General features: G+C 69.7%; 22 protein-coding genes. 16 read left to right on the forward strand and 6 right to left on the reverse strand.

All coding sequences use genetic code 11. The features are described 5' to 3' along the window. Window positions 1-206: 206 nt before the first annotated feature. Window positions 207-1,637 carry an APC family permease gene (locus tag BKK80_RS24905; protein WP_071071713.1) on the reverse strand — a complete coding sequence of 477 codons (1,431 nt, stop codon included), beginning with the start codon at window positions 1,635-1,637 and terminating at the stop codon, window positions 207-209. 388 nt (window positions 1,638-2,025) lie between these two features. On the opposite strand from BKK80_RS24905, the gene BKK80_RS24910 reads away from it, so the two are divergent. From BKK80_RS24910 to BKK80_RS24920, 3 genes are all read left to right on the forward strand, one after another. Further along, window positions 2,026-3,183, forward strand: a complete 1,158-nt coding sequence (locus BKK80_RS24910) for an MFS transporter (protein WP_205683752.1) — start codon at window positions 2,026-2,028, stop codon at window positions 3,181-3,183. Between the two features lie 182 nt (window positions 3,184-3,365). Next, on the forward strand, window positions 3,366-4,136 hold the full coding sequence (locus BKK80_RS24915) for an SDR family NAD(P)-dependent oxidoreductase (protein ID WP_071039710.1): 771 nt from the start codon (window positions 3,366-3,368) through the stop codon (window positions 4,134-4,136). Between the two features lie 88 nt (window positions 4,137-4,224). After that, window positions 4,225-5,877, forward strand: coding sequence for an AMP-binding protein (locus BKK80_RS24920; RefSeq protein ID WP_083384632.1), 1,653 nt, complete (start codon window positions 4,225-4,227; stop codon window positions 5,875-5,877). A 44-nt stretch (window positions 5,878-5,921) separates the two neighbouring features. Here the strand turns inward: BKK80_RS24920 and BKK80_RS24925 are convergent, their stop codons facing one another. Beyond that, window positions 5,922-6,551 (reverse strand): LysE family translocator, encoded by a 630-nt coding sequence (locus BKK80_RS24925; protein WP_071071717.1) that lies wholly within the window; start codon window positions 6,549-6,551, stop codon window positions 5,922-5,924. Between the two features lie 912 nt (window positions 6,552-7,463). Between BKK80_RS24925 and BKK80_RS37920 the strand changes: the two genes are divergently transcribed. Further along, window positions 7,464-8,549 carry a methyl-accepting chemotaxis protein gene (locus tag BKK80_RS37920; RefSeq protein WP_418235918.1) on the forward strand — a complete coding sequence of 362 codons (1,086 nt, stop codon included), beginning with the start codon at window positions 7,464-7,466 and terminating at the stop codon, window positions 8,547-8,549. A 101-nt stretch (window positions 8,550-8,650) separates the two neighbouring features. On the opposite strand, the gene BKK80_RS24935 is transcribed toward BKK80_RS37920, so the two are convergent. Beyond that, window positions 8,651-9,616: a LysR substrate-binding domain-containing protein gene (locus tag BKK80_RS24935; protein WP_071039712.1), complete on the reverse strand. Its 966-nt coding sequence runs from the start codon at window positions 9,614-9,616 to the stop codon at window positions 8,651-8,653. A gap of 105 nt (window positions 9,617-9,721) precedes the next feature. Between BKK80_RS24935 and BKK80_RS24940 the strand changes: the two genes are divergently transcribed. The 7 genes from BKK80_RS24940 to BKK80_RS36690 all read left to right on the forward strand — a co-directional run bounded on the left by BKK80_RS24940 (window position 9,722) and on the right by BKK80_RS36690 (window position 17,013). Next, the gene (locus tag BKK80_RS24940; protein WP_071071719.1) at window positions 9,722-10,615 is read left to right on the forward strand and encodes an MBL fold metallo-hydrolase; all 894 of its coding nucleotides are present in this window, start codon (window positions 9,722-9,724) and stop codon (window positions 10,613-10,615) included. Between the two features lie 495 nt (window positions 10,616-11,110). Further along, on the forward strand, window positions 11,111-12,292 hold the full coding sequence (locus BKK80_RS24945; RefSeq protein WP_071071721.1) for a porin: 1,182 nt from the start codon (window positions 11,111-11,113) through the stop codon (window positions 12,290-12,292). A 136-nt stretch (window positions 12,293-12,428) separates the two neighbouring features. After that, window positions 12,429-13,862 (forward strand): M20 family metallopeptidase, encoded by a 1,434-nt coding sequence (locus tag BKK80_RS24950; RefSeq protein WP_071021167.1) that lies wholly within the window; start codon window positions 12,429-12,431, stop codon window positions 13,860-13,862. A 2-nt stretch (window positions 13,863-13,864) separates the two neighbouring features. Next, window positions 13,865-14,581: an ABC transporter permease gene (locus tag BKK80_RS24955; protein ID WP_157903335.1), complete on the forward strand. Its 717-nt coding sequence runs from the start codon at window positions 13,865-13,867 to the stop codon at window positions 14,579-14,581. Beyond that, complete coding sequence (locus BKK80_RS24960; protein WP_071039714.1) at window positions 14,581-15,318, forward strand: ABC transporter permease; 738 nt, start codon at window positions 14,581-14,583, stop codon at window positions 15,316-15,318. Before BKK80_RS24955 ends, BKK80_RS24960 begins: the two co-directional genes overlap by 1 nt. After that, on the forward strand, window positions 15,315-16,106 hold the full coding sequence (locus tag BKK80_RS24965) for an ABC transporter ATP-binding protein (RefSeq protein WP_071021161.1): 792 nt from the start codon (window positions 15,315-15,317) through the stop codon (window positions 16,104-16,106). The genes BKK80_RS24960 and BKK80_RS24965 overlap by 4 nt, the downstream gene beginning before the upstream one ends. Before the next feature lie 34 nt (window positions 16,107-16,140). Beyond that, entirely contained in the window at window positions 16,141-17,013 is an 873-nt protein-coding gene (locus BKK80_RS36690; protein WP_071071723.1) for a transporter substrate-binding domain-containing protein, read from the forward strand. 37 nt (window positions 17,014-17,050) lie between these two features. Here the strand turns inward: BKK80_RS36690 and BKK80_RS24975 are convergent, their stop codons facing one another. Continuing rightward, complete coding sequence (locus BKK80_RS24975; protein WP_071021155.1) at window positions 17,051-17,653, reverse strand: DJ-1/PfpI family protein; 603 nt, start codon at window positions 17,651-17,653, stop codon at window positions 17,051-17,053. Between the two features lie 92 nt (window positions 17,654-17,745). Here BKK80_RS24975 and BKK80_RS24980 point away from each other — a divergent pair, with 92 nt between their 5' ends. Next, window positions 17,746-18,297, forward strand: coding sequence for a TetR/AcrR family transcriptional regulator (locus tag BKK80_RS24980; protein ID WP_071071725.1), 552 nt, complete (start codon window positions 17,746-17,748; stop codon window positions 18,295-18,297). A gap of 263 nt (window positions 18,298-18,560) precedes the next feature. Here the strand turns inward: BKK80_RS24980 and pstS are convergent, their stop codons facing one another. Next, window positions 18,561-19,586, reverse strand: a complete 1,026-nt coding sequence (pstS, locus tag BKK80_RS24985) for a phosphate ABC transporter substrate-binding protein PstS (protein WP_071021150.1) — start codon at window positions 19,584-19,586, stop codon at window positions 18,561-18,563. Between the two features lie 228 nt (window positions 19,587-19,814). Between pstS and BKK80_RS24990 the strand changes: the two genes are divergently transcribed. The 3 genes from BKK80_RS24990 to BKK80_RS25000 all read left to right on the forward strand — a co-directional run bounded on the left by BKK80_RS24990 (window position 19,815) and on the right by BKK80_RS25000 (window position 22,158). Beyond that, entirely contained in the window at window positions 19,815-20,714 is a 900-nt protein-coding gene (locus BKK80_RS24990) for an EamA family transporter (RefSeq protein ID WP_071071726.1), read from the forward strand. A gap of 147 nt (window positions 20,715-20,861) precedes the next feature. Beyond that, entirely contained in the window at window positions 20,862-21,314 is a 453-nt protein-coding gene (locus tag BKK80_RS24995) for a tautomerase (protein ID WP_071071728.1), read from the forward strand. Window positions 21,315-21,435: 121 nt separating this feature from the next. Beyond that, entirely contained in the window at window positions 21,436-22,158 is a 723-nt protein-coding gene (locus BKK80_RS25000; RefSeq protein WP_071071730.1) for an SAM-dependent methyltransferase, read from the forward strand. Window positions 22,159-22,203: 45 nt separating this feature from the next. On the opposite strand, the gene BKK80_RS25005 is transcribed toward BKK80_RS25000, so the two are convergent. Further along, entirely contained in the window at window positions 22,204-23,190 is a 987-nt protein-coding gene (locus tag BKK80_RS25005; protein ID WP_231908152.1) for a LysR family transcriptional regulator, read from the reverse strand. 126 nt (window positions 23,191-23,316) lie between these two features. On the opposite strand from BKK80_RS25005, the gene BKK80_RS25010 reads away from it, so the two are divergent. Continuing rightward, window positions 23,317-24,234, forward strand: coding sequence for a ferritin family protein (locus BKK80_RS25010; protein ID WP_071021139.1), 918 nt, complete (start codon window positions 23,317-23,319; stop codon window positions 24,232-24,234). Window positions 24,235-24,265: the final 31 nt, after the last annotated feature.

The following is a 24,265-nucleotide window of genomic DNA, read 5'->3' on the forward strand; positions in this document are numbered from 1 at the left end:
CCGCGTGGTGTGTCGGGTGGCGCTGCGGCCGGCGGCGGCTCGCGGCCGGCGGAGCGACCATTTCATGCGCGTCGAATCCATACATTTCCTTGGTGGGCGACGCAGGATATGTAACCCGAACCACGCGCAAAAGGCAAGATACAGCGGGCAAGGTACAGCGCTCACGGCACCGGGCCCTCCACCCTTTGCCCTCCGCCCTCTACCCACTACCCGGTGTCCGCCGCATCCCGCTGCCTCTCGTCCCCCGCGGCGGTGCGCGCGAGACGGCGCCGGCGCCGTCCCAGCAGCAGCGGCACCACGCCGATGGCGATGCCGCCGACGGCGATCACGCGCGCAGTGAAATCGAAGGCCGGCATGCTGTACAGCGCGACGGCCCACAGGAAGGCCGCGCTCGCCGCGGGCCAGGCCACCATCAGCGCCAGATCGGCAGTGCCCGCGGCCGCGCGGTAACTGCGCCAGGCGCAGGCGAAGCCGACCAGGCCGTAGTAGAAGGCCACCTGGAAACTGATGGCGTTGACCGAGTCCTGGATGATCTCGCCGACGCTGTCGAAGGTGGCGGCGGCCAGCAGCAACAGCAGTCCGCAGCCGGAGATCACCAGCGTGGCCACCCACGGCGTGCGCCAGACCGGATGCAGGCGCGCGTAGCGCCCGTGCAGCAGGCCGTCGCGGCCGCTGGCATAGAGCGTGCGGCTGAACTGCAGGATCGACGTCTCCAGCGTGCCGACGGTGCTGAGCATCACTGCCAGCACGGCCAGGTAGTCCCACGGGCGGGGGAACAGCCGCGAGGCGAGCGCGAAGACCACGTTGGTGCCGGCCTGCCGGATCTCGGTATCCGACAGCACCAGCAGGCAGGCAGCGACGAAGGCGATGAACAGCGCCAGCACGATGCCCATGGCGAGCAGCGCGCCACGGCCGGGCACGCGTGAGGGATCGCGCGTCTCCTCGGTCAGGTTGGCGGTCACGTCCCAGCCCCAGAAGAAGAACAGCGCCACCAGCGCCCCGTTGGCGAACAGGTGGGGCGTGAAGTGCCAGGGCGACAGCGCGGACAGCGCGGACAGCGAGGACAGCGCCAGCGCATGCGGCGCGTGCCGCGTGGCATGGGCGAGGGCGGCCACCGAGACCGCCACCAGCACGGCCAGCTCCACCACCGTCATCGCGACCTGGGTGTAGCTGGTGAGCTTGATGCCCTTGATCACCACCGCGCTCACCAGCAGCAGCCAGCCGGCGGCCACCAGGGTCACCAGTGCCGGCCGCGCGGCCAGCGCCGGATCGAGCAGCAGCAGCGTCGCGGTGGCGGCGGGGATGGTGCCGGAAACCATGAACACCGCCGAGGCGACCAGCAGCGCCCAGCCGGCGAGGAAGCCCAGCACGGGATGGAAGGCCGTGCCGACCCAGGCATAGCAGGCCCCCGCGTCCGGCTGCAGGCGGTTGAGCTGGCGGTAGGCCAGGGTCACGCCGAACATGATCAGGCCGCAGTACAGCAGGCTGGCCGGCGCCAGGGTGTGGACGGTGGCGATCAGCGTGGCGGTGGTCGCCGCCAGGCTGAAGGCCGGCGCCGTGCCGGCTACGCCCATCACGACCGATTCGCCCAGTCCGAGCGCGCCCGCCTCCAGCCCTCCTTGCGCCTTCGCCTCCATGGTGGCCCTCCCTTCCGGGACGCTGCCCGGCCCGCTGCGGGGCCCCGGCTCAGGACGGTCGGCCCCCGGCGAACCCGCTCGCTGGAACGGGCCTGATCGCACCGTCTCCAGTTTGGGTCAGGACCCGGCGCGCAACAAGGCGCGCGTATCCGAGCGCCACAACCGAGGGTGACGACGGTGCCGCGTGCGGCTACCAGCTTGCCTGGCCGTCCGGGCTGCCCTCGCTCAGCGGGATCCCTGACGGCACTTCATATGGTTGCAAATTAAAACCGCATTCATTACACTGCGGCGTCACATGGTTTTAATTTGAAACTAAGGAGCGCCCATGCTTCCATCCCGTGTCGCCGCACGGCCCGATGGCCTGCCGCCGTCCGCCCGGCCCGTGCCGATGCCGGCTTCCCTGGTGCGGCTGCTCGCGGTCGCCTGTGCGCTCAGCGTCGCCAACGTCTACTACGCGCAGCCCCTGCTCGATGCCGTCGCCCGGGACTTCGGCATTCCGCCTGCCACGGTGGGCGGCATCATCACCGCGACCCAGGCCGGCTGTGCCCTCGCACTGGTCACGCTGGTGCCCCTGGGCGACCGCTTGGAGCGCAGGCGCCTGCTGGCGCTGCAACTGGTGCTGCTGGCCGTGACCGCGCTGGCGGTCGCCGCCGCGCCCACGCCCGCGCTGCTGCTGGCGGGCATGCTGGGCATGGGCCTGTTCGGCACCGCGATGACGCAGGGGCTGATCGCCTATGCGGCCACGCTGGCCGAGCCGGGCGAGCGCGGACGCGTGGTGGGCGCGGCCCAGGGCGGGGTGGTGATCGGGCTGCTGCTGGCTCGGACCCTGGCCGGACTGGTGGCCGACGCGGCCGGCTGGCGCGCCGTTTATCTCGCTTCCGCGCTGCTGGCCGGCGGCATGCTGGTGTGGCTGGGGCGGCGCCTCCCGGCGGTGGCCGCGCCGCCCCGGCCGCCAAGCTACGCGGCCCTGCTGCGCTCCATGCTGGCGCTGCTGGCGCAGGAGCGCACGCTGCAGGTGCGCGGCATGATCGGTCTGCTGATGTTCGCCGCCTTCAGCGCGTTCTGGAGCGCGCTGGTACTGCCGCTGTCGGCGCCGCCCTTCTCGATGTCGCATGCCGGCATCGGCGCCTTCGGCCTGGTCGGCGCGGTGGGCGCGCTGGCGGCGGCGCGCGCGGGCCGCCTGGCCGATCGCGGCCTGGGGCAGCGCGCTACCGGGTTGGCGCTGCTATGCCTGGCGGTGAGCTGGCTGCCGATCGGCATGCTGCCCACTTCGATGGCGGCGCTGGTGGCCGGCATCGTGCTGCTGGACCTGGGCGGGCAGGCGGTCCACGTGATCAACCAGGCCATGATCCTGCAGGCCCGGCCGCAGGCGCAGGGCCGCCTGGTGGGCTGCTACATGCTGTTCTACGCGGCGGGCAGCGGCTTCGGCGCGCTGGCATCGACGCTGGCCTACGACCGGGCCGGCTGGAGCGGGGTCTGCCTGCTCGGCTTCTCCCTGAGCCTGCTGGCGGCCCTGTTCTGGGCCGCGACCCTGCCGCGCCGGTAACGCCGCACGGCCGTGACCGAAGCGGTCACGGCCGATTCGTCGTTTCGGACGACGCGCTGCCGCGGGGCGTTCGCGACACTGGAACGCACCGTTCGCCAGGGTGCGCCGGCATCGACCTTGGCGCCAGACAGGGCGCCAAACAGGGCGCCAAACAGGGCGACGAACACGGAGAGAGGAGACACATGACCTATCAGGCATTCGATCTGAGCGGCAAGGTAGCGCTGGTCACCGGGGGCAACGGTGGCATCGGGCTCGGCATGGCGGAAGGCCTGGCCCAGGCTGGCGCGGACATCGCGATCTGGGGCACCAGCGCGGACAAGAACGCGGCGGCCGTCGAGCGGCTGGCGCGCCATGGCCGGCGCGTGCACGCGGTGCGCTGCGACGTCGGCGACGAGGCAGCGGTGGACGCGGCCTTCGCCGAAACGGTGGAGGCGCTGGGACGCATCGACGGCTGTTTCGCCAATGCCGGCATCGGCGCGCGCGGCGGCCGCTTCGAGGACATGCGCAGCGAGGACTGGCACCGCGTGCTGCGCGTCAATCTCGACGGCGCCTTCTTCACCCTGCGCGGTGCCGCGCGCCAGATGCTCAAGCAGGGCGACGGCGGCGTGCTGATCGGCACGGCCTCGGTGGCCGCCATCGAGGGGGCGCCGCGCAACGAGCACTATGCCGCGACCAAGGGTGGCCTGATCTCGATGATGCGCGCGCTGGCGGTCGAGTACGCGCGCCACGGCGTGCGCGCCCATTCCATCCTGCCGGGCTGGATCGCCACCGACATGACGGCGCGCGGCCAGGCCGACGCCGCCTTCCAGGAGATGGTCGGCAAGCGCGTGCCGATGCGGCGCTGGGGCGAGCCGGCCGACTTCGCCGGCATCGCCATCTACCTGATGAGCGATGCCTCGCGCTACCACACCGGCGATACGCTGGTGATCGACGGCGGCTACACGCTGTTCTGAGCGCGGTGCCGTGGCGACCGCGCCGCGGCACGCACCGACCGATGACCGCGGCAGCCGGCGCGCCGGCCCGCACCGACAGGCAAGTCCCATGACCGACAGCGCTGCCGCCAGTTCCCCTGCGGACACTTCCCTTGCACCTTCCGGCCAGCCCATCGCGCATTCCATCGCGCCCCCCTTCCCGCATGCCTTCGTGCATCCGTTCGCCGGCTGCGATATCCGTACCCTGATCGATGCCCAGGCCGCGCGCCGCGGCGACCATCCCTTCCTGATCTGGGAGCCCTTCGAAGGCGAGGGCCGGCGCTGGAGCTATGCCGGCTTCGCCACGGCGGTGCGCCGCTTCGCCGCGGGCCTGCAGGCGCGCGGCGTGCGCCCCGCCGAACGCGTGCTGGTGCACCTCGACAACTGTCCCGAAAGCGTCATCGCCTGGCTCGGCTGCGCCTATGCCGGCGCCGTGGCGGTGACCACCAATGCCCGCTCCAGCGCCGACGAACTGGCCTATTTCGCCAGCCACAGCGGCGCGGTGGGTGCCATCACCCAGCCGCGCTTCGCGCAACTGGTGGCCGCTGCCGCGCCCGCGCTGGGCTGGCTGGCGGTGACCGCCACCGACAGCGGCGCCGCGCCGCCGGCCGCGTCCGGCCCCGGCGAGCCCTTCGCCGCCATCGACGCCGATCCGGACGGCCTGGCCGTGCGCGCGCACGACCCGATGGCGCCGTTCGGCATCCAGTACACCTCGGGCACCACCGCGCGGCCCAAGGCCGTGCTGTGGACCCACGGCAATGCTCTGTGGGGCGCGCGCGAGTGCGCCCTGCACGAGGACCTGCGTGCCGAGGACGTGCACCTGGTCCACCTGCCGCTGTTCCACACCAATGCCCAGGTCTACTCGGTGGCGGCCGCGCTATGGGTGGGCGCCACGGTGGTGCTGCAGCCGCGCTTCTCCGCCTCGCGCTTCTGGCCGGTGTCGCTACGGCACCGCTGCACCTGGACCTCGGTGGTGCCGTTCTGCGTGCGTGCGCTGCTGACGGTGCCGCGGCCGGAACATCACCACTACCGCTTCTGGGGCAGTGCCGTGTGCGAACCGCCGACCGATGCCCACTTCGGCGTCAAGACCATCGGCTGGTGGGGCATGACGGAGACCATCACGCATGGCACCGTCGGCTCGGCGCACCTGCCCGATGCGCCGCTGTCGATGGGGCGTCCCGCCAACGGCTACACCATCCACGTGCTCGACGGCGACGGCCGGCCGGTCGCGCCCGGCGCGACCGGCGAACTCTACGTCGGCGGCGTGCGCGGGCTGTCGCTGTTCCTCGAATACGCGGGCGACCCGGCCGCCACGGCGGCAGCCTTCCGCGCCGATGGACTGTTCGCCACCGGCGACCGCGTGCGCCTGGGCGAAGACGGCTTCCTCTACTTCTCGGACCGCGCCAAGGACATGCTGAAGGTGGGCGGCGAGAATGTCGCCGCCTCAGAGATCGAACGCGTGATCGCGCTGGTGCCCGGCGTGGCCGAGGTGGCGGTGGTCGCCCGCAGGCATCCGATGCTGGAAGAGGTGCCGGTGGCCTTCGTGATCCCCGCCGCCGGGGCCGATGCCGCGCTGGACGAGCGCGTGCTCGCCGCCTGCGCGGGGCAACTCGCTGACTTCAAGCGGCCGCACGAGGTCAGGCTGGTCGACAGCCTGCCGCGCTCGACGCTGGAGAAGGTGGCCAAGGCGCAGTTGCGCGCCTTGCTGGCGCAGGCCGGCTGAGGTGCGCCGTGGGCCGGGGGCCCGGCCCCCGGCGTTTCGCCCCGTCAGCGGGTCTGGGCGGCCACGCGCAGGCCCAGCGCGATGAACAGCAGGCCGATGAGCTTGTTCTGCCAGCGCACCAGCCAGCCCAGGCGCCGCGCGAAGCGGCCCAGCGGGCGCACGCTCAGCACCAGCAGCGTGGTGTAGAGCGCGCTCATGCCCACGAAGACCAGGCCCAGCACGGCGAACTGGCCGAAGGACGAGCCATGGCCCGGGTGGACGAACTGCGGCAGGAAGGCCAGGAGGAACAGGGCCGTCTTCGGGTTCAGCACCTCGGCCGGAATGGCCTGCAGGAAGGCCTTGGCGGGCGTCACCGCGGGCAGTTGCGGCAAGCGCGGGTCGTCCTGCGGCGGTTGCCGCAGGGCGCGGATGCCGAGGTAGAGCAGATAGGCCGCACCGAGGTACTTGACCGCGTTGAACGCCAGCGCGGACGTCATCAGCAGCGCCGACAGCCCGACGGCCGCGCACAGCGTATGGATGAAGTCCCCGGCGGCCACCCCCAGGCCGGTCAGGATGCCGGCCTTGCGCCCGCCATGCACGGTGCGCGTCAAAACCAGCAGCACAGCAGGCCCCGGAATCAGGAACAGGCCCAGCACCACGACGACGAACGCTCCCAGGGTAGACAGGTCTGGCATGTTGTTTCCTTGCGGTTCGGTCCGAGAGGCGCCGCACGGCCGGTGGCGCGGGCGCGGGCCTTGCGGCGCGGCCCGCGGGACATTATCGGCGTTTTCATGCCGTTTCGCTCAAGGTCCGCCGAGCGCTGCCGTTGACCATGGATTGAGACGCTGAAGCCGGGAAGTCCGGCCCGCATCCGCCTGGGCCTGCCCGCTTTGCGTGCCGATCGATACATCGCCGTGGCCGGCCCTGCAGGGTGGTGGACCACCGGCGCGAGCGATGGTCGGCGTCAAGCGGGAAGATCAATAGGACAAGGCGGCCGGTCCGGGTTTCCGGCCGGCCGGCGCGGCGCCCGAATCCGTCGCCGCACGGCAGGGAATTCCACAAACAAGAGGGAAGGGGGAGCACGTATGTCGATCGAGAACCTGAGAATCCGCACGCGCCTGGCGATCGGCTTCGGGCTGGTGGCGCTGCTCGCGCTGGCGCTGGCCGCTGTCGGCGCGCTGCGCCTGCAGGACGTCGCGGACGGCGCGCAGCGCATCGCCGCGGTAACTTGGGGCAAGGCAGACGCCGCCGCCGCCGTGGCGACCGCAGCGCGGGCCGACGCCGCGCGCATGACGGCGCGGCTGCTGGGGGTGCAGGCCGGGTTGCCTGACAGCGGCGGCCAGCTCGCGCCCGGCAAGGTGTTCGAGGAGGCGACCGGCGGGTTGCCCGACGCGGCTGCCTCGGACGAGGACAAGGCCGCGCTGGCGCGCCTGCGCGACGCGCAGGGCAAGTACGCCGCCGCCTCGGGACGGGCCGCGGCGCTGCTGCAGCAGGGCGCGCGCGACGAGGCGGTGCGTGTCTTCGCCGTGGAGGTGCTGCCGGCGCTGGACGACGTGCAGGCGCAGGCGGCCGCGCTGGCCGGCCGCTACAAGGCCGAGGCCGGCACCATCGCCGCGCAGACGGCCGCACAGGCGGCTTCCGCGCGCGCCTGGCTGGCCGGGCTGGCGCTGGCCATCGTGGTGCTCGGCATGATCTATGTCTACCGCCTCACGCGCAGCATCGAGCAGCCGCTGGGCGAAGCGGTCCATATCGCCGAGACGGTGGCGTCCGGCGACCTGAGCCAGGAGTTCGCCACCGAGCGTGGCGGCGAGTTCGGGCGCCTGCTGAGCGGGCTGGGCGAGATGGAGGACATGCTGACCGACCTGGTCGGCCGCATCAAGGAATCGAGCGATGCCATCGGCGGTGCTTCGCGGCAGATCGCCGACGGCAACCTGGACCTGTCCCAGCGCACCGAAGAACAGGCCGCCACGCTGCAGCAGACCGCGACGCGCATGAGCGAACTGACCGGCATGGTGCGCAGCAACGCCGAACGCGCCCATGCCGCCAACGAACTGGCGGCCGGCGCCTCGGGCGTGGCCGCGCGCGGCGGAGCGGTGGTGGGCCAGGTGGTGCAGACCATGGAAGCCATCAGCGGCAGCTCGCGCAAGGTGGCCGATATCATCGACGTGATCGAAGGCATCGCCTTCCAGACCAATATCCTGGCGCTGAACGCGGCGGTGGAGGCGGCGCGCGCGGGCGAGCAGGGCCGCGGATTCGCCGTGGTGGCGGGCGAGGTGCGCAGCCTGGCCCAGCGCAGCGCCAATGCGGCCAAGGAGATCAAGACCCTGATCGGCGACTCCGCCGCCCAGGTCGAAAGCGGTTCGGCGCTGGTCGGCCAGGCGGGCGAGACCATGCAGGAGATCATGCAGTCGGTGCGCCAGGTGGCCGGCCTGCTGGACGAGATCGCGCAGGCTTCCGGGCAGCAGAGCCAGGGCATCGAACAGGTCAACCTCGCGGTCGCGCAGATGGACGCCGTCACGCAGCAGAACGCGGCCCTGGTCGAGCAGGCCGCCGCCGCCTCCGCCGCGCTGGCCGAGCAGGCGCAGCACCTGCAGCAGGCGGTCGGTGAGTTCAAGCTGGAGGACGAGGCACCGGGTGGGGCGCAGCAAGCGGTGTCGGCGCCGGCCGCAGGTCTGGCGCTGGCGCGCGGCTAGTGTCCTGAGGCAGTGCATGGCCGAGGCGGGACAGCGGCTATCAGGGGAGAGTGCGGTCGCCGCCCGTGCTCCGTGCTTCGCGTGCCGACACACGACGAAGGCTAGCGCGCCGCCGTCGCTTTCAGTCCCCGTGCCACCGCCCGGAGTGTCGATAGGAAGGATGCAAAGGCCGGCGATTCCGACGCCTCGGCACGCATCGCGATCCCGACCGGAGGCAAACTCCAGTCGGGACGGAAGCGCAGGATCGCGAGCCGGTCGAGCGCCGCATGGTAGCGCGCCATGGTCAGCGGCATGGCGGCGATCATGTCGGTGTCGCGCATCAGCACGGCGTTGGTCATCACCGATACCGATTCGATGCCGGCCTTCGGCAGCGGCAGGCGATGGGCGATGAAATAGTGCTCGATCGTCTGCCGCAGCGGCGCTTCGCGGGGTGGCAGGATCCACTCCTGGCGCGCCAGGCATTCCGGCGTCATCTTGCGCATCCTGGCCAGGGGATGCCCGACCCGGGCGACGAGGCACACCGGCTCGTCATACAGCACCTCCCAGCGGAAACCGCCGGACTCCATCTGCCACGTCATCCGCCCCAGCACGCAATCGAGTTCGCCCCGTCCGAGCGCCGCCAGCAGGACGTCGCTCGCCCCCTCCTGCACCAGCATCGTGATCCCGGGTTGTTCAGCGCGCAGGCGGGCGAGCGTCCGTGGCACCAGCTCCGGCAGGGCGACCTGCAGGGCACCGAGTCGGACGTGGCCCGCTCCGCCGCGTGCCAGGCTTTCGATCTCATCGCGCGCGCCGTCCAGGTCCGCGAGCAGCAGCGAGGCCTTGCTGAACAGGGCGGTGCCGAATGCGGTCGGCGTGATGCCCCTGCGCGATCGCAGGAAAAGCGGTACGCCGAACATTGCCTCGATCTCCCGCAGCAGCTTGCTGGCGGCGGACTGGGTCATGTTCATGCGTTCCCCCGCCTTGTGCAGGCTGCGCAGGTCGTCGAGCGCCAGCAGCAGTTCCAGATGGCGGATACGCAAGGTCGAGCGGATGCGCCGGGCCGGCGGGACCTCGAATTCTGCAGCCATTCGGTGATTCCTCCTGGTGTTCACTGAGCCACGAAACTTCATCAATTGCTCATGGATGCCAGAACTATACTGGGCGTCACCTAAAACGCAGAACCCGGAGACGCCATGAAGATCACGATGCTGGGGACAGGCGCCGCGCTGCCCGACCCGGACCGCGCGCAGTCGGCAATCCTGCTGACGCTGAACAATGGACGCCACTTCCTGTTCGATTGCGGCGAAGGGGCGACCCGGCAGATGGTGCGTGCCAATGTCGATCCGGCATCCGTGGGTTTCGTAGTTCTGACGCACCTGCATCACGACCATATCTGCGACTATCCCTATTTCGTGATCTCGGGCTGGATGCTCAACAAGACCGGTGCGCCGCTGGTGCTGGGGCCGAAGGGAACCCGGCACTTCGTCGAGCATCTGTTCGAGCATGGCGCCTACCAGGCCGACTTCCGGGCGCGCGGCGCCTACCCGATCCGGCAGCAGAATCTCGAGGCGATACGTCCCGAGGTGCGCGAAATCAGCCCGGGCGTGGTGTTCCAGGACGACGACGTGAAGATCTCGGTCGACTGGGTCGAGCATATCCCGCGCGAGGTATGCGAGTGCTTCGGCGTGCGGGTCGAGGCGGAAGGGAAGGTGATCGCGTTCAGTGGCGACACCGCGCCCTGCGAAGCGATGGTGCGCCTGGCGCGCGATGCCGATCTGCTGATCCATGAATGCACCTTCCCGGAGTCCTTCATCGCGCACCGCGCCAAGACCGGCGTGGGAACCTTCTCGCATACCAGTCCGACCGAGCTGGGCAGGATTGCGGCGCGCGCCGAGGTCAAGAGTCTTGTCGCCACGCACTTCGGTCACTTCGATTCGACCAGCCCGGTACTGAAACGCGCGGCCGCCAAGCACCTTCCGGTGGAGCTGATGGGGCCGCACCTGCTGGACGAGGTCGTGACCGATATCCGCAAGCACTACGGCGGCCCGCTGCGGCTGGCGCATGACTTGATGCGGATCGACTTGTAGGGCGACGCCTCGCGGCGCGCGGGCGCCGTTATTCACCATCATGCCGGCGGGCGGAGCGTCTGCTTTGCTCTGCGCCGCCGCCGGATGCCGGTGCCACCTGGATCGGGAGCTTGTGGGGGTGTTCTCTCGACGACGAGCGCATCTGGTGCGCTTGGTGCAATCCGGGACTCCTGCGGCAGCGTCCGGCGCCAAGCCTTGCCACGGCCGCCTTCGTGAGGGCGTGCAGGAGCGGGTCGCCGAAGCCGATTGATCCGGTCGGGCCCTGCTTGCCGATCGACGCGGCAGGCCTGCCTCCGCGTCTTCCTGCCGGAGTTGCCGGATCGGCGAGCCACAGCCGGCCGGTAAGCGCAGTCTTCACCTCCGCGATGGCGTGTCCCCTTCGACGCCAGGATGGTGATTTTTCTGGTCTATCAATATTAAAAGTCGGAGCTTATTTTTTGCGGATCTAATTAGTATTTTTTAAATAAAAAAATAAAAAACCAACGGAGACAATCGATGAGAAAAGGATCGCTATATGCCGTCGCCGCGCTGGGCGCATTGTCCGATGTGGCACATGCCCAGAGCAGCGTGGCGCTGTACGGTGTCGTCGACGAAGGCTTGAACTACAACTCCAATGCCGGTGGTTCCCGCCTGTACAACCTGACGAGCGGCGGCCTGCAGGGCAGCCGCTGGGGCCTGCGCGGCAGGGAGGACCTCGGCGGCGGCCTGGCGGCGCTCTTCGCGCTGGAAAGCGGTTTCAATGCAAGCAACGGCAAAGCGGGACAAGGCGGTCTCGCGTTCGGGCGCCAGGCCCTGGTCGGCCTGGCGGGGGACTTCGGCACCGTGACGCTGGGCCGTCAATACGATGCCCTCGTCGACTCGGTGGGCGCATTTGCCGCCGCCGGACAGTGGGGCACGGCGATGTCCGCTCACGCTGGCGACATCGACAACTTCAACAATTCATACCGGGCCAACCATACCGTCAAATACAGGAGCGCGGCCCATGCCGGCCTGACGTTCACGGGTACGTACAGCCTGGGCGGGGTCGCGGGAGACGTCGCGGCAAACCAGGTCTGGTCGCTGGGCGCGCGCTATGGCGGCGGGCCGCTGGCGTTCGGTATGGCCTACCTGAACGCCCGTACGCCGGCCGCGAACGCCGGCAGCCTGTTTGGCAACAATACCTCTACCGGCACGCCGTCCGCTGTCACGTCGCCGGTCTATCGCGGATTCACGTCGGCCAACACCTACCAGGTGATCGGCATCGGCGCCGCCTATGCCATCGGCGCGGCAACCATCGGTGCGACGTACTCGAATATCCGGTTCATGCATCTCGGGGCGGTTCCCGGCCTGAACGCCATGCGCTATGCGGGCACCGTGGCATTCGACAACGCCGAGATCAACGTCAAGTATCAGGTGACGCCGGCCCTGCTGTTGGGGGCGGCTTTCAGCTACACGAAGGGCAGCCCGGTCCGTGACACGAGTGGCGCGAGCCGCTCGGGCGCGAACTATCTCCAGGTGGCCGTGGGCGCGGATTACTTCCTGTCGAAGCGTACCGACGTGTATCTGGCCGGCGTTCATCAGAAGGCTTCCGGCACCGACTCGACCGGCGGCCCGGCCGTCGCGGCGATCCGGGCATTGCCGGCTTCGAACAGCAATCGCCAGACCATGGTTCGCGTCGGGATCCGACATCGGTTCTGAGGTTCGGCGGTGCCGGCGTGGCATCGGCATGCCGCGCATCCATTCCGTCGCCGTGCGTTGCGTGGCCGCGCGCGGGCAGAAAGAGGCAATGGCGGCGCGTCGACGGTAGTCAACCCATCCAGGCAAGGAGCGTGTCATGCAAGTGAACGAGGTGGAGACGATGCGGGACGTGTGGGCACGCATCGATGCGATGCGGGATCAGTTCACCGCATTGAGCAACGCGGTCTGGGAGACACCCGAACTCAACTACGAGGAATACCAGTCCGCCGCGGCGCATGAACAACTGCTGCGCAAGCTGGGGTTCCGCGTCGAGACGGGCATCGCCGGCATTCCTACTGCGATGGTGGGAGAGGCCGGCGAAGGCGGGCCGGTCATCGCCATTCTCGGCGAGTACGACGCGCTGCCGGGCCTTTCGCAGAAGGCCGGCGTGGATGAACGGGACCCGGTACACGAAGGCGGCAGCGGACATGGCTGCGGGCACAACCTTCTCGGCGCCGGGTCGATGCACGCCGCCGCGGCAGTCAAGAGCTACCTGGAAGCACACGGCCTGCCGGGCCGGATCCGCTACTACGGCTGCCCGGCCGAGGAGGGCGGTGCCGGCAAGGGCTTCATGGTCCGGGCCGGTGTGTTCGACGATGTCGACGCGGCGATCTGCTGGCATCCCGCGGCATTCTCCGGCGTCGCCAATCCCGTCTCGCTCGCCTGCAACGAGATCAACTATCACTTCTCCGGCGTCGCGTCGCATGCTTCCTCGGCGCCGCATCTCGGCCGCAGTGCGCTCGATGCGGTGGAACTGATGAACGTTGGCGTCAACTACATGCGGGAGCACATGCCTGCGAGTGCACGCATCCACTATGCGGTGACCGATAGCGGCGGTATTGCGCCGAACGTGGTGCAGGCGCGCGCCACCGTGAGATATCTGGTCAGGGCCGCGGACCTGGACGGTCTCCGTACCCTGCGCGCCTGGGTGGACGACATCGCCCGGGGCGCCGCGCTGATGACCCAGACGACCGTGCGTTCGCAGATCGTCAGCGGCGATGCGAACGTGGTCGGCAATACGCCGCTCGAGGACCTGATGCAAGCACAGTTCGCCGAACTCGGGCCGCCGGACTTCGACGACGCCGATCGCGCGCTGGCCGCCCGCTTCCAGGCTACGGTCGGCGAGGAAGCCGTTCTGTCCGCATTCCGCCGTGCCGGCCTCAAGAGGGCAGAGGGCCTCGTCCTGTGCAATGCCATTGCGCCCCGGTACGCCGGGGATGAATCGCAGCTTGCGTCCACCGACGTGGGAAGCGTCAGCTGGGTGACGCCCACGGTGCAGGCGCGCGGGGCCACCTACGCGATCGGTACGCCGGGCCATTCCTGGCAGCTGGTGGCCCAGGGGAAGTCGAGCATCGCCCACAAGGGCATGGTGCACACGGCCAAGATCATGGCCAGCACGGCCGTCCACCTCTACCTGCGCCCGGACATCCTGGAAATGGCAAAGGCCGAGCATCGCGCACGCGTGGGGGACGGGCCCTTCCAGAACCCGATCCCCGACGACGTGCGGGTTCCGCTCCCTGCCTCGCATTGATCATGGAACCGTCCATCTTCGACGTTTTCGGCTTTTCGAGCCAAGGGTGGGGGCCGCTGCTCATGGCCAGTGCCGCAACGACGTTCGCCGTCGCCGTCTGCGGCCTGCTGGCCGGTGGCGTGTTCGGTGCGCTTGGCTGCTGGGCCAAGGTCGGCGGGCGCCAACCGCTACCGGCGCTGGCGACGGCGTACACCACAGTGCTGAGGGGGATTCCCGAACTGCTGGTCATCTACCTGTTCTATTTCGGCGGCAGCGCGGCCTTGACCCGGATCGGAACGTGGATGGGCGCCGGCGGTTTCGTCGGCATCCCGGGAGCCGTCGCAGGCGTGCTGGCGATCGGGATCACGTCGGGCGCCCAGCTGACGGAAGTCTTCCGCGGCGCCTGCAGCGCCGTGAGCCGGGGCGAGCTCGAAGCGGCGGTGGCATGCGGCATGCCGCGCCTGCTGCGTCTGCGCCGGATCCTGGTCCCGCTGACCTTGCGCCACGCCATGCCGGGCATCGGCAATGTCTGGCAGATGGTGCTGAAGGCCTCGGCGCTGATTTCGGTCACCGGCGTGGCCGATCTGCTGGGCCGGGCGCAGGTCGGCGCCAACGCCACCGGCATGCCCTTCGATTTCTTCTTCGCGGCGGCGCTGCTGTTCCTCCTGATCTCCGCATGTACCGGACGCGCGCTCCGCGCCACGGAACGTTTCTATGCGCGCGGAGTGAGGCAGAGATAATGGACGTTCCATTCATCCATGACAGCCTGGCCGCGCTGCTCGAGGGCGTGCCGCTGACCTTGCAGCTCGCCTCGCTCAGCCTGGCCGCCGGGCTGGTGCTTGCCGTGGTGCTCGCGGCCATGCGCGTCTCGGGGAACGTTGCGCTGAACGCACTGGCCAGCGCCTATATCTTCGTCTTCCGCGGTACGCCCCTGCTGGTGCAGATCTTCCTGATCTACTACGGACCGGGGCAGTTTCCATGGATACAGGAGAGCATTCTCTGGCCCTTTCTGCGCGAACCGTACTACTGCGCGCTGCTCTCGCTCAGCCTGTGCACCGCTGCCTATTCCGGCGAGATCCTTCGCGGCGGACTGCTGTCGGTACCGCATGGACAGGTCGAGGCGGCTCAGGCGTGCGGCATGCCGTTCCTGCTCCGATGGCGCCGCATCGTGCTGCCGCTGGCCTTGCGCCAGGCCTTGCCGGCATACGGAAACGAGGTCGTGGCGATGGTCAAGTCGACCTCGCTCGCCTCCGTCATCACGTTGATGGAGGTCACCGGCATCGCCGCGCGCCTGATCGGCGAGACCTACCGGACGCTGGACGTGTTCGTCATTGCCGGTGCGATCTACCTCACATTGAATCTGCTGCTGACCGCGCTGATCGCGCGTCTCGAGATGGCACTGCGCCCGGATTCTCGGCCGGCGCGCCATTCCCCCAACCAGGCGGCCGCGGTCGCGAAACCGGAGAAGCGAGCATGAACGGGACATCGACCAGGGAGGCGGCGCAGGTGGCGCTGCGTGTCGATCAACTGAAGAAGAGCTTTGGCGGACACGAGGTCCTGAAAGGCGTCTCGATGGATGCCCGCGAAGGCGAAGTCATCTCGATCCTGGGTTCCTCCGGATCCGGCAAGTCCACCTTGCTGCGGTGTATCAATCTGCTCGAGATGCCGGATCAGGGACGGATCACCGTCGGCGGCGAGTTGATCCGCATGCGCCAGGTTCCCGGCAAGCCGCTTCGGCCCCTGGACCAGCGCCAGGTCGACCGTATCCGGGCGTCCCTCGGCATGGTGTTCCAGGGCTTCCATCTGTGGTCGCACAAGACGATTCTGCAGAACGTCATGGAAGCGCCGATCCATGTGCTGAAGCGACCGCGTGCCGAGTGCGAGGACGAAGCCCTGGCGCTGCTCAGGAAGGTCGGGATCGTGGAAAAGCGCGACTGCTATCCCTCGCAGCTGTCGGGGGGGCAGCAGCAGCGGGCGGCCATCGCGCGCGCCCTGGCGATGCGGCCGAAGGTCATGCTGTTCGACGAGCCGACGTCGGCGCTCGATCCGGAGCTGGTGGGCGAGGTCCTGAAGGTCATGCGCGAGCTGGCCGCGGAGGGGCGCACGATGCTCGTCGTCACGCACGAGATGGGATTCGCGCGCGAGGTCTCCGATCGCGTGATCTTCCTGCATCAGGGTGGCATCGACGACGAAGGCGCGCCCGAGCAGTTGTTCCGGCACAGCCAATCCGCGCGCTTCCGGCAGTTCATCTCCAGCCACCGATAGCCGGTGGTCCATCCGCCCGCAGAGAGGACGTTACATGAAAGCGAAAGCGACATTTGCCGCCGCGGCATCCTTGCTGGCCGCCGCGCTGTTCAACCCTTCCACTGCTGCCTTCGCATCGGCCGACGGCCATGGCGGGAAGACCATCACGATCGCCACGGAAGGGGCATTCAGGCCATACAACTTCACCAACCCGGACGGCTCGCTGGCCGGGTACGAGATCGATTACTACAAGATCCTGTGCGCGAGGATGAAGGTCGAGTGCAAGCTGGTCGTCATCCCGTTCAACAGCCTGATTCCTTCGCTACTCTCCGGGAAGGTGGACGTGCTGATGTCCGGCTTGTCAGCGACGCCGAAGCGGCGCGAGACCATCGCCTTCTCGGCGCCCTACAGCGCGGTCGGAAGCCGGTTCGTCACCTTGAAGTCCAGTCCGCTGGCGAAACTGCCGGGAGAAGGAAGCGTCCTCTGGCTGGACAAGGACGCGGCGGGCCTGCAGCGATTCATCGCGGCAATCAAGCCGCAGCTCGCTGGCAAGGTCATCGGCGTGCAGACGGCCTCGGTGGCGAGCGCCTTCATCGACAAGTACCTGAAGGGTGTCGCCACCGTTCGCGAGTACAAGACCCCGGAGGAAGCCGACCTGGATCTGCTGTCCGGGCGCATCGACATCACGCTGGTGTCGATGAGCTATATGCAGGGCGCGAGCCGGAAGCCCGCGAACGCCCGCCTGGCGATGGCCGGGCCGCAGTTGTCCGGAGGGGTATTCGGAGCGGGTGCCTCCCTCGGATTGCGCAAAGGCGATACGGCCCTGCTGGAGCGCTTCGACCAGGCGATCAAGGCGACCATTGCCGAAGGCGTGACCCGGCAGCTGTCCCTGCAATGGATAGGATTCGATACGACTCCGGCGCCGTGAAGCGATGGCAGGGTGAAGGCACCCGGCACGCCCTGCCTTACGCTCCGCCCTCCACCAGGCTCGCCTCGACCAGCCGCCCGAACAGGGCTTCCTGCCCCGCCGGCAGCAATTCCCGCAGGACCTCGCGATGCCGGCCGCTGCCCAGCAGCCGCTCGGCGATCCATGCGACCAGGTACAGGGCCGACAGGCAGCCGCCCGCGGTGGCGACGTTGCCGTCGCAGACGAAGGGACGTTCGTCGCTTGTCACGCCCATGGCGCTCAAGGCGGCGCGGGCGTCGGGATGGGTGGTGGCCCGGTTGTGCGGGAGCAGGCCGAGCCTGGCGAGGAAGAAGGAGCCGGCGCAGATGGAGCCGATCAGCTGGCGTCGCGGGTCCAGGCGGAAGCTGCCGAGGAAGGCGGCATCGGCCAGCGCCGCCGGCACGCCTTGCTTGCCGCTGGCGAACAGTACGGCATCGGCATGGTTGGCTTCGTCCAGCCGACCGTGGGGCCGCAGCGCCAGGCCGTTGGCGGAGCGCAGTTCCGGCTGGCTGCCGAGGATGCGGACCTGCCAGTGCTGGCGCTGGCGGCCGAGGATGTCCCACATCAGGAAGAGATCGATGTCGGTGAACTGCTCGAAGGCGATGAGTGCGATGGTCTTCATGGCGTCGTCGGGTGGCTATGCGAGAATCGCACTCTAGCGACGCAAGGGAGGCCATACACAGCCTGTATGGCGGCAAGCATGGCGGCAGACGCATGGCGGCATTGACACGGGACCGGTGGATCCGGGCGGGGCTCGAGGCACTGGACCAGGAGGGATTCCAGGCCGTGTCCGCCGAGCGCCTGGCGCGCCGGCTGAACGTCACGCGCGGGTCCTTCTACCATCATTTCGACAGCCGGGAGGCCTTCGTGCGCGCGCTGCTGGCCGAGTGGGAGGCCGACTACACCGGGCGCATGCTCGCCCACGCCGCGCAGGGGCGCGGCGCGCAGGATATCCTCGCGCGCTACCTGGAGATCGCGGCGCAGAAACGGCCGGGGCGCGAGGTCGCGATCCGCGCCTGGGCGCTGCAGGACCCGCTGGTGGCCGAATTCCAGGACCGCGTCGACCGCACGCGGCTGTCCTTCGCGCTGTCCGTGTGCCGCCCGCTGGTGCGCAGCGAAGCCGAAGCCGAGCGGATCGCCCGGGCGGTGCATCTCTGCCTGATCGGCGGCCAGCAGGCGGGCGACCGCCGCGATCCCGCCGCCTTCGGCGCGCTGCTGCAAGGCGTGGCGGCGCTGGTCGGCGCCGGCCTGGATCCCCGGGACTAGCTTCCCCGCAGCGGTCACCACAGGGCAGGGCCCTCACCACACCTCACCACACCCGGTACACGCGCCCGCTCTGCACCTTCGTCGAATTCCTGCTGGAGCAGGCGGCGCCGCTGCTGGCTTGAGCGGCGGCCTGGCAACAAAGAAAACGGGGCAACCTTGCGGTTGCCCCGTGGCTTGGCCGCCGCCGGCCTCACGCACCGGCCGGGCGGCCGGGCGTCAGGCGTGCACGGCGCGCGTCAGGCTTGCCTCAGCGCGGTGCCGGCTCAGCGCATCACCGGCTTGCCGGCTTCGTCCTTGATCTTCGCGGCCCATTGCGCGCGGATCTCCGCGACCACCGACTTCGGCAGCGAGATGTAGTCGAGCTCCTGCGCGGCCTGTTCGCCGTTCTTGAAGGCCCAGTCGAAGAACTTGAGCGTTTCCGCGCCTTGCTCGGCCTTGTCCTGCTTGGTGTGCAGCAGCACGAAGGTCGCGCCGACCACCGGCCAGGCGTCCTTGCCGGGTTCGTTGGTCAGGATCTGGTAGAAGGTCTTCGACCAGTTGGCGCCGGCGGCGGCGGCCTTGAAGGTCTCCGTCCTGGGCTCGACCACGGTGCCGGTGGCGTTCTTCATGGCCGTATAGACCATGTTGTTCTGCTTGGCGTAGGCCCACTCGACGTAGCCGATGGCGCCCGGCAGGCGCTGCACGAAGGCGGCCACGCCGTCGTTGCCCTTGCCGCCGGTGCCGGTCGGCCAGTTGACGGTGGTGCCTTCACCGATCTTCGACTTCCACTCCGGGCTGACCTTGGACAGGTAGTTGGTCCAGATGAAGCTGGTGCCCGAGCCGTCGGCGCGGCGCACCACGGCGATGTCGAGGTCCGGCAGCTTGGCCTTCGGGTTCAGCGCGGCGATCTCGGCGTCATTCCACTTCTTGATCTTGCCGAGGTAGATGTCGGCCAGCACCGGGCCCGACAGCGTCAGCTCGCCCGACTTCACGCCCGGCACATTGATCGCCGCCACCACGCCGCCGACCACCGTGGGGAACTGGAACAGGCCTTCCTTGGCAAGTTCCTCGTCCTTCAGCGGGGCGTCCGAGCCGGCGAAGTCGACCGTCTTCGCGATGATCTGCTTGATGCCGCCCGAGGAGCCGATGCCCTGGTAGTTTACCTGGGCGCCGTTGGCCTTCTGGAACGAAGTGGCCCACTTGTTGTAGATGGGGGCGGCGAACGTGCTGCCGGCGCCGGTGATGTCGGCGGCTTGGGCGGCACTGCTCAGCAGCGCGACGGCGAGGGCGGCGATGGTCGTGAACTTCATGTCTTGTTTTCTCCGGAATGAGACCCGTTGGGACGGGTGACGGCACGATAGAGGCGCACGATGACGGAAACATGACGGACACGGCGCCGGCATCACATGCGCACCGGGAATATCCGCGTCCGCGCTGCGGCATTCTGTCGCAGCGCATCCGGCCGGCCGGGCCGGCTGGTGATAGGCTTGCGCCTTTGCCCGGCCCCCGTCGCGTCTCGTCTCGTTTCGTCTCCCGCCATGCAAGCCAAGGATCGTCTGCTCGCCCTCGCCATCGTCCTCGTCTGGGGAATCAATTTCGTCGTCATCAAGGTGGGGCTGGCCGGCATGCCGCCGATGCTGCTGGGCACGCTGCGTTTCCTGCTGGTGGCCTTCCCGGCGGTGCTGTTCGTGCCCAGGCCGCGCCTCCCGCTGCGCCTGCTGCTGGCCTACGGGGCCACCATCAGCCTGGGGCAGTTCGCCTTCCTCTTCTACGCCATGGCGGTGGGCATGCCGGCCGGGCTGGCGTCGCTGGTGCTGCAGGCCCAGGCCTTTTTCACGCTGGCCATCGCCGCCTGGCTGGGCGAGCCGCTGCGCTGGTTCAACCTCGCCGGCATGGCCATTGCCGCCGCGGGACTGGCGCTGATCGGCACGGGCGCGGCGACGGCGTCCGGCGGAGCGCATGGCGCCATGAGCGTGGCCGGCTTCGTGCTGACCCTGTGCGCGGCGGCGTGCTGGGCCACCGGCAATATCGTCAGCAAGCGCATCGGTCCGGTCGACCTGGTCGGGCTGGTGGTGTGGGGCGCGCTGGTGCCGATCGTGCCGTTCGCACTGTTGTCGCTGGCCTTCGAAGGGCCGGCACGCATCGCCGCGAGCCTGTCGCAGGTGTCCGGCGCGGCCGTGTTCGCGGTGTGCTACCTGGCCTTCGTGGCGACGCTGTTCGGCTATTCGATGTGGGGCCGGCTGCTGACGCGCTACGCGGCCAGCAAGGTGGCGCCGCTGACGCTGCTGGTGCCGGTGGTGGGCCTGGTCTCGGCCCATTGGCTGCTGGGCGAGGACCTGGCACCGGCGCAATGGGCGGGCGCGGCGGTGGTGATGGCGGGGCTGCTGGTCAATGTGTCCGGCGCGCGGCTGGGGCTGCGCGCCGCGAAGCGGGCCTGAGCAAGGCAGGGCGGCAGGGCCGGGAGGCCAGCGGCTGCCCGGCTTGGCCGGATCGGCTGGAAATCTGTCGGCTCGGGCGCTGCCAGGCGGCACCGCGCTGCGCTGTAATGTCCACCTGATCCACAGCGCAGCGCGCGAGGCCGGTCCATGCCCAATCTCCTGATCCGCATTCCCCAAGGCACCTTTCCCGGCACCCATCGCGCCGACCTGGGCCGCTTGCTGAGCGACGCCGCGGCCACCGCCGAACGGATTCCCGATGACCCGCGCCGGCGCGCCCTGTGCTGGGTGCAGGTCGAGGAGGTGGCGGCGGGCGGCTGGACCTGCGGCGGCGCCGATCCCGGGGCCGGCCTGCTGCCCTGCGTGGTGCAGGCCTGCGTCCCGGCGGGCGTGCTCGACGACGCGGCACGCGCGGAGTTCGTGCGCCTGGTGCACGAAGCGGTCCAGGCGGCGCGGCCGGCCGGTGACACGCGGCCGCTGGTCACCTCGGTGCTGCTGCAGGAAGTGCCCGACGGCACCTGGGGGGTGAACGGGCGCATCTGGCGCCTGGCGGACTTCGCCGCGGCGGCCGGCTACGCACACCTGCAGCAAACGTCGAGCTAGCACTCAGCATGGCAGTCCGGATACCAGGATGGTTTGCCAACTGGATCTCCCCGCCGGCGTCCCTAGAATGGCCGCAGGCGGCAAGCCTGCCGCATCGCCCGCAGACAAGGAGACCTCACCGATGCCATCCCGCGCGACCGACGCCGTGCAGAAATTCGATTCCTCCCGTGCCGCCGAGTACGGCGAGCAGAGCCGCATCGCGCTGGCTGGCTACGATGCCTGCCATGAACTGGCGGCGTGCATGCTGGCCGCACGGCTCGGCAGTGGCGGCGCGGCCAGCATCCTGGTGGCCGGGGCCGGCGGCACCGGCCAGGAGGTGCTGACGGCGGCCCGGCTCGAACCCGGCTGGACCTTCACCGCTGTCGATCCGTCGCCCGAGATGCTGGCGCTGACCTCGGCGCAGGTGGCGCAGGCCGGGCTGTCCGGGCGCGTGCGCAGCGTGCCTGGCTATGTGGCGGACCTCGACCCCCTTGAACGCTTCGACGCGGCGACCTTGATCGGGGTGCTGCACCACCTCCCGGGCGAGGCGGACAAGGCCGCGCTGCTGGCCGGCATCGCGGCACGCCTGCCCGCCGGCGCGCCGCTGATCCTGGCCTGCAACTACCGGCCCTACGCCTCGCAGCCGCTGTTGCTGAAGGCATGGGGAGAGCGCTGGCGCATGCAGGGCGCGGACGCGGCCACGGTGGCGGCCAAGCTGGGGCGCATCCAGCAGGGCGCCGAGCCGCCGGCATCGGAGCAGGTGGTGGCCGATCTGCTCGGGGAGGCCGGCTTCGAGGCGCCGCTGCGCTTCTTTTCCAGTTTGTTCTGGGGCGCCTGGATCGCCTGCCGGCGGGCGCCGGACTGAGGCGCACGCCGCCGCCGGCGCGCGTGAGGCCGCGCGCGGCTGGCGTCAGGCCGCCGCGCCGCCGCTCCTGCCGTCCTTGCCGCGCAGCCCCGCCAGGGTGCGGCGCGCCACCGCCACGAAGGCACCGACCAGGGCGTTGTCGGTGGCGGCCAGCGAGGCCAGCACCAGCGGATAGCGCAGCGTGGTGCGCGCTTGCGCCACCTCCACGTAGACCACGCCGCGGGCCTGCACGCGCGTCATCGCGCGCGGCACGATGGCCACGCCGAGATGGCCGGCCACGAGCGTGACGATGGACTGCATCTGCGCGGCTTCCTGCACCACGCGCGGGAAGAAGCCGGCGCGCTGGCAGGCGGCCAGGATCACGCCCGAGTAGCCGGGCCCTTCGGCGAACGGGAAGGCGACGAAGGCTTCCGCGCGCAGCTCCTCCAGCCGCACCCGCTTGCGGCGCGCGAGCGGGTGCTCGGCCGGCACCGCCAGCACCAGTTCCTCTTCGCACAGGATGTCCAGGCTGAGGTCGCGGGCCTCGTAGACCGGCGGCACCACCAGCGCCAGGTCGGTGTCGCCGCGGCGCAGCAGTTCGAGCTGGCGGCCGCTGGTCTCGCCGCTGAGGATCAGCTTGACCGCCGGGTACTCGCGCTGGAAGGTGCGCAGCACCTCGGGCAGCAGGTCCAGCGCCGCGCTCGGCACGAAGGACAGGCGCAGCGTGCCGAACATGCCGCTGGCGGCCCGGCGCGCGGATTCGATGGCGATCTCGGCCTGCGCGATGGCGCGCCGGGCCTCCACCAGGAAGACCTCGCCGGCCGGTGTCAGGCGCACCGTGTGGCGGTTGCGGTCCAGCAGGCGCGTGCCGATGGTCTCTTCCAGCTTCTGGATGGCCACCGTCAGCGGCGGCTGGGACATGTGCAGGACCTCGGCCGCGCGGCGGAAGCTCAGCAGCTCGGCCACGGCGATGAATTGCTGGAACTGGCGCAGGTCGGTCATGGTGCGGGGCAGGGCGGTGGCGCGCGCCGGGGTCCGCGCGCCGTGATTCATTACATGTATTACGAATGCACACGAATAGTATTTGGAATATCACGGCCCGGCAATCTAGAGTAAGCAAAACGCCAGCCGGCCCGGTCCTTGCGCCGAGGCCTGCCGCCTGCCCCCACGGAGAACCCGATGCGCCCCTCGCTGCTGGAAGAACTGACCCCGGTCCCCAATCCCTATCCCATCGTCTCGACCCTGGCCTACCAGGATATCTGGGGCCTGTGCGAACAGGCGCGCGCGCTGGCCTGGGATCCGGCCCGGATCGACTATTCCGACCTGGAGCGCGCCGACCTCCCGGCCGAGGTGCGCGAGGCCGGCGCCGAGTGGTGGAGCCTGCGCGCCTGGATGGAGCATGGGGCGATCCCCTACGGCGCGGAGCGCCTGCTCGATGCCATCTTTTCCCACCAGCCCTTCGAGGTGAAGCAGCACGTGGTCAACTTCATCGCCGAGGAACTGCGCCACCACGAGGCCTCCTTCCGCGTGGCGGGCGCCATCGGCGGCTACCAGCCGTCGCCGCGCTCGGACTACTTCCGTTCGGTGATCCCGCGCTTCCACGACGAGCGCGAGGAGAAGCAGATGAGCTTCTTCGCCGGGCTCGCGGTCAACACCCTGTTCGAACAGTTGTCGGGCGAACTGCTGCAGGCCCGCTACGAGAATGCGCGCTTCGAGTCGATCCGCACCGCCTGCCGGCTGATCCTGCGCGACGAAGCGCGCCACATCCAGTTCGGCCGCATCATCATGCGGCGTTTCTTTGCCGAGATCTCGGCGGACGACAAGGCCATGCTGGGCCAGAAGTTCGCCAAGAAGCTGCGCGGCAGCCTGCTCAACGGTGTCTATGCAGTGGTCAACCTGCCGCCCGACGAGCAGCGGCGCGCGGCGCGCGCGCGCGCCCTCGCCGCCGAGCACGGCCTCGGCGCCACGCATCCGGAGGAGGAGATGGCGATCATCCGCCGCGCCTTGAACGAGATCCGCGAGGATGTCGGCGCCCACGGCGTGGAGATCCCGCCGATCGCCGAGGTGGACGAGGAGCGGGCTCCGCTGCTGTCCTGAGCGGGGCCGTCGCCTGCCTCCACGCTGTGCG

It is taken from the genome of Cupriavidus malaysiensis (assembly GCF_001854325.1).
In the GTDB taxonomy this organism is placed as follows: domain Bacteria; phylum Pseudomonadota; class Gammaproteobacteria; order Burkholderiales; family Burkholderiaceae; genus Cupriavidus; species Cupriavidus malaysiensis.

Coding starts and splice junctions, on each gene's coding strand:
- BKK80_RS25000 (WP_071071730.1), top strand. CDS start 21,436: ATGCCATCCCGCGCGACCGACGCCGTGCAGAAATTCGATTCCTCCCGT.
- BKK80_RS24905 (WP_071071713.1), bottom strand. CDS start 1,637: ATGGAGGCGAAGGCGCAAGGAGGGCTGGAGGCGGGCGCGCTCGGACTG.
- BKK80_RS24935 (WP_071039712.1), bottom strand. CDS start 9,616: ATGGCTGCAGAATTCGAGGTCCCGCCGGCCCGGCGCATCCGCTCGACC.
- BKK80_RS24920 (WP_083384632.1), top strand. CDS start 4,225: ATGACCGACAGCGCTGCCGCCAGTTCCCCTGCGGACACTTCCCTTGCA.
- BKK80_RS25010 (WP_071021139.1), top strand. CDS start 23,317: ATGCGCCCCTCGCTGCTGGAAGAACTGACCCCGGTCCCCAATCCCTAT.
- BKK80_RS25005 (WP_231908152.1), bottom strand. CDS start 23,190: ATGAATCACGGCGCGCGGACCCCGGCGCGCGCCACCGCCCTGCCCCGC.
- BKK80_RS24995 (WP_071071728.1), top strand. CDS start 20,862: ATGCCCAATCTCCTGATCCGCATTCCCCAAGGCACCTTTCCCGGCACC.
- BKK80_RS24955 (WP_157903335.1), top strand. CDS start 13,865: ATGGAACCGTCCATCTTCGACGTTTTCGGCTTTTCGAGCCAAGGGTGG.
- pstS (WP_071021150.1), bottom strand. CDS start 19,586: ATGAAGTTCACGACCATCGCCGCCCTCGCCGTCGCGCTGCTGAGCAGT.
- BKK80_RS24980 (WP_071071725.1), top strand. CDS start 17,746: ATGGCGGCATTGACACGGGACCGGTGGATCCGGGCGGGGCTCGAGGCA.
- BKK80_RS24975 (WP_071021155.1), bottom strand. CDS start 17,653: ATGAAGACCATCGCACTCATCGCCTTCGAGCAGTTCACCGACATCGAT.
- BKK80_RS24950 (WP_071021167.1), top strand. CDS start 12,429: ATGCAAGTGAACGAGGTGGAGACGATGCGGGACGTGTGGGCACGCATC.
- BKK80_RS24910 (WP_205683752.1), top strand. CDS start 2,026: ATGCCGGCTTCCCTGGTGCGGCTGCTCGCGGTCGCCTGTGCGCTCAGC.
- BKK80_RS24960 (WP_071039714.1), top strand. CDS start 14,581: ATGGACGTTCCATTCATCCATGACAGCCTGGCCGCGCTGCTCGAGGGC.
- BKK80_RS24915 (WP_071039710.1), top strand. CDS start 3,366: ATGACCTATCAGGCATTCGATCTGAGCGGCAAGGTAGCGCTGGTCACC.
- BKK80_RS24925 (WP_071071717.1), bottom strand. CDS start 6,551: ATGCCAGACCTGTCTACCCTGGGAGCGTTCGTCGTCGTGGTGCTGGGC.
- BKK80_RS24940 (WP_071071719.1), top strand. CDS start 9,722: ATGAAGATCACGATGCTGGGGACAGGCGCCGCGCTGCCCGACCCGGAC.
- BKK80_RS24945 (WP_071071721.1), top strand. CDS start 11,111: ATGAGAAAAGGATCGCTATATGCCGTCGCCGCGCTGGGCGCATTGTCC.
- BKK80_RS24990 (WP_071071726.1), top strand. CDS start 19,815: ATGCAAGCCAAGGATCGTCTGCTCGCCCTCGCCATCGTCCTCGTCTGG.
- BKK80_RS36690 (WP_071071723.1), top strand. CDS start 16,141: ATGAAAGCGAAAGCGACATTTGCCGCCGCGGCATCCTTGCTGGCCGCC.
- BKK80_RS24965 (WP_071021161.1), top strand. CDS start 15,315: ATGAACGGGACATCGACCAGGGAGGCGGCGCAGGTGGCGCTGCGTGTC.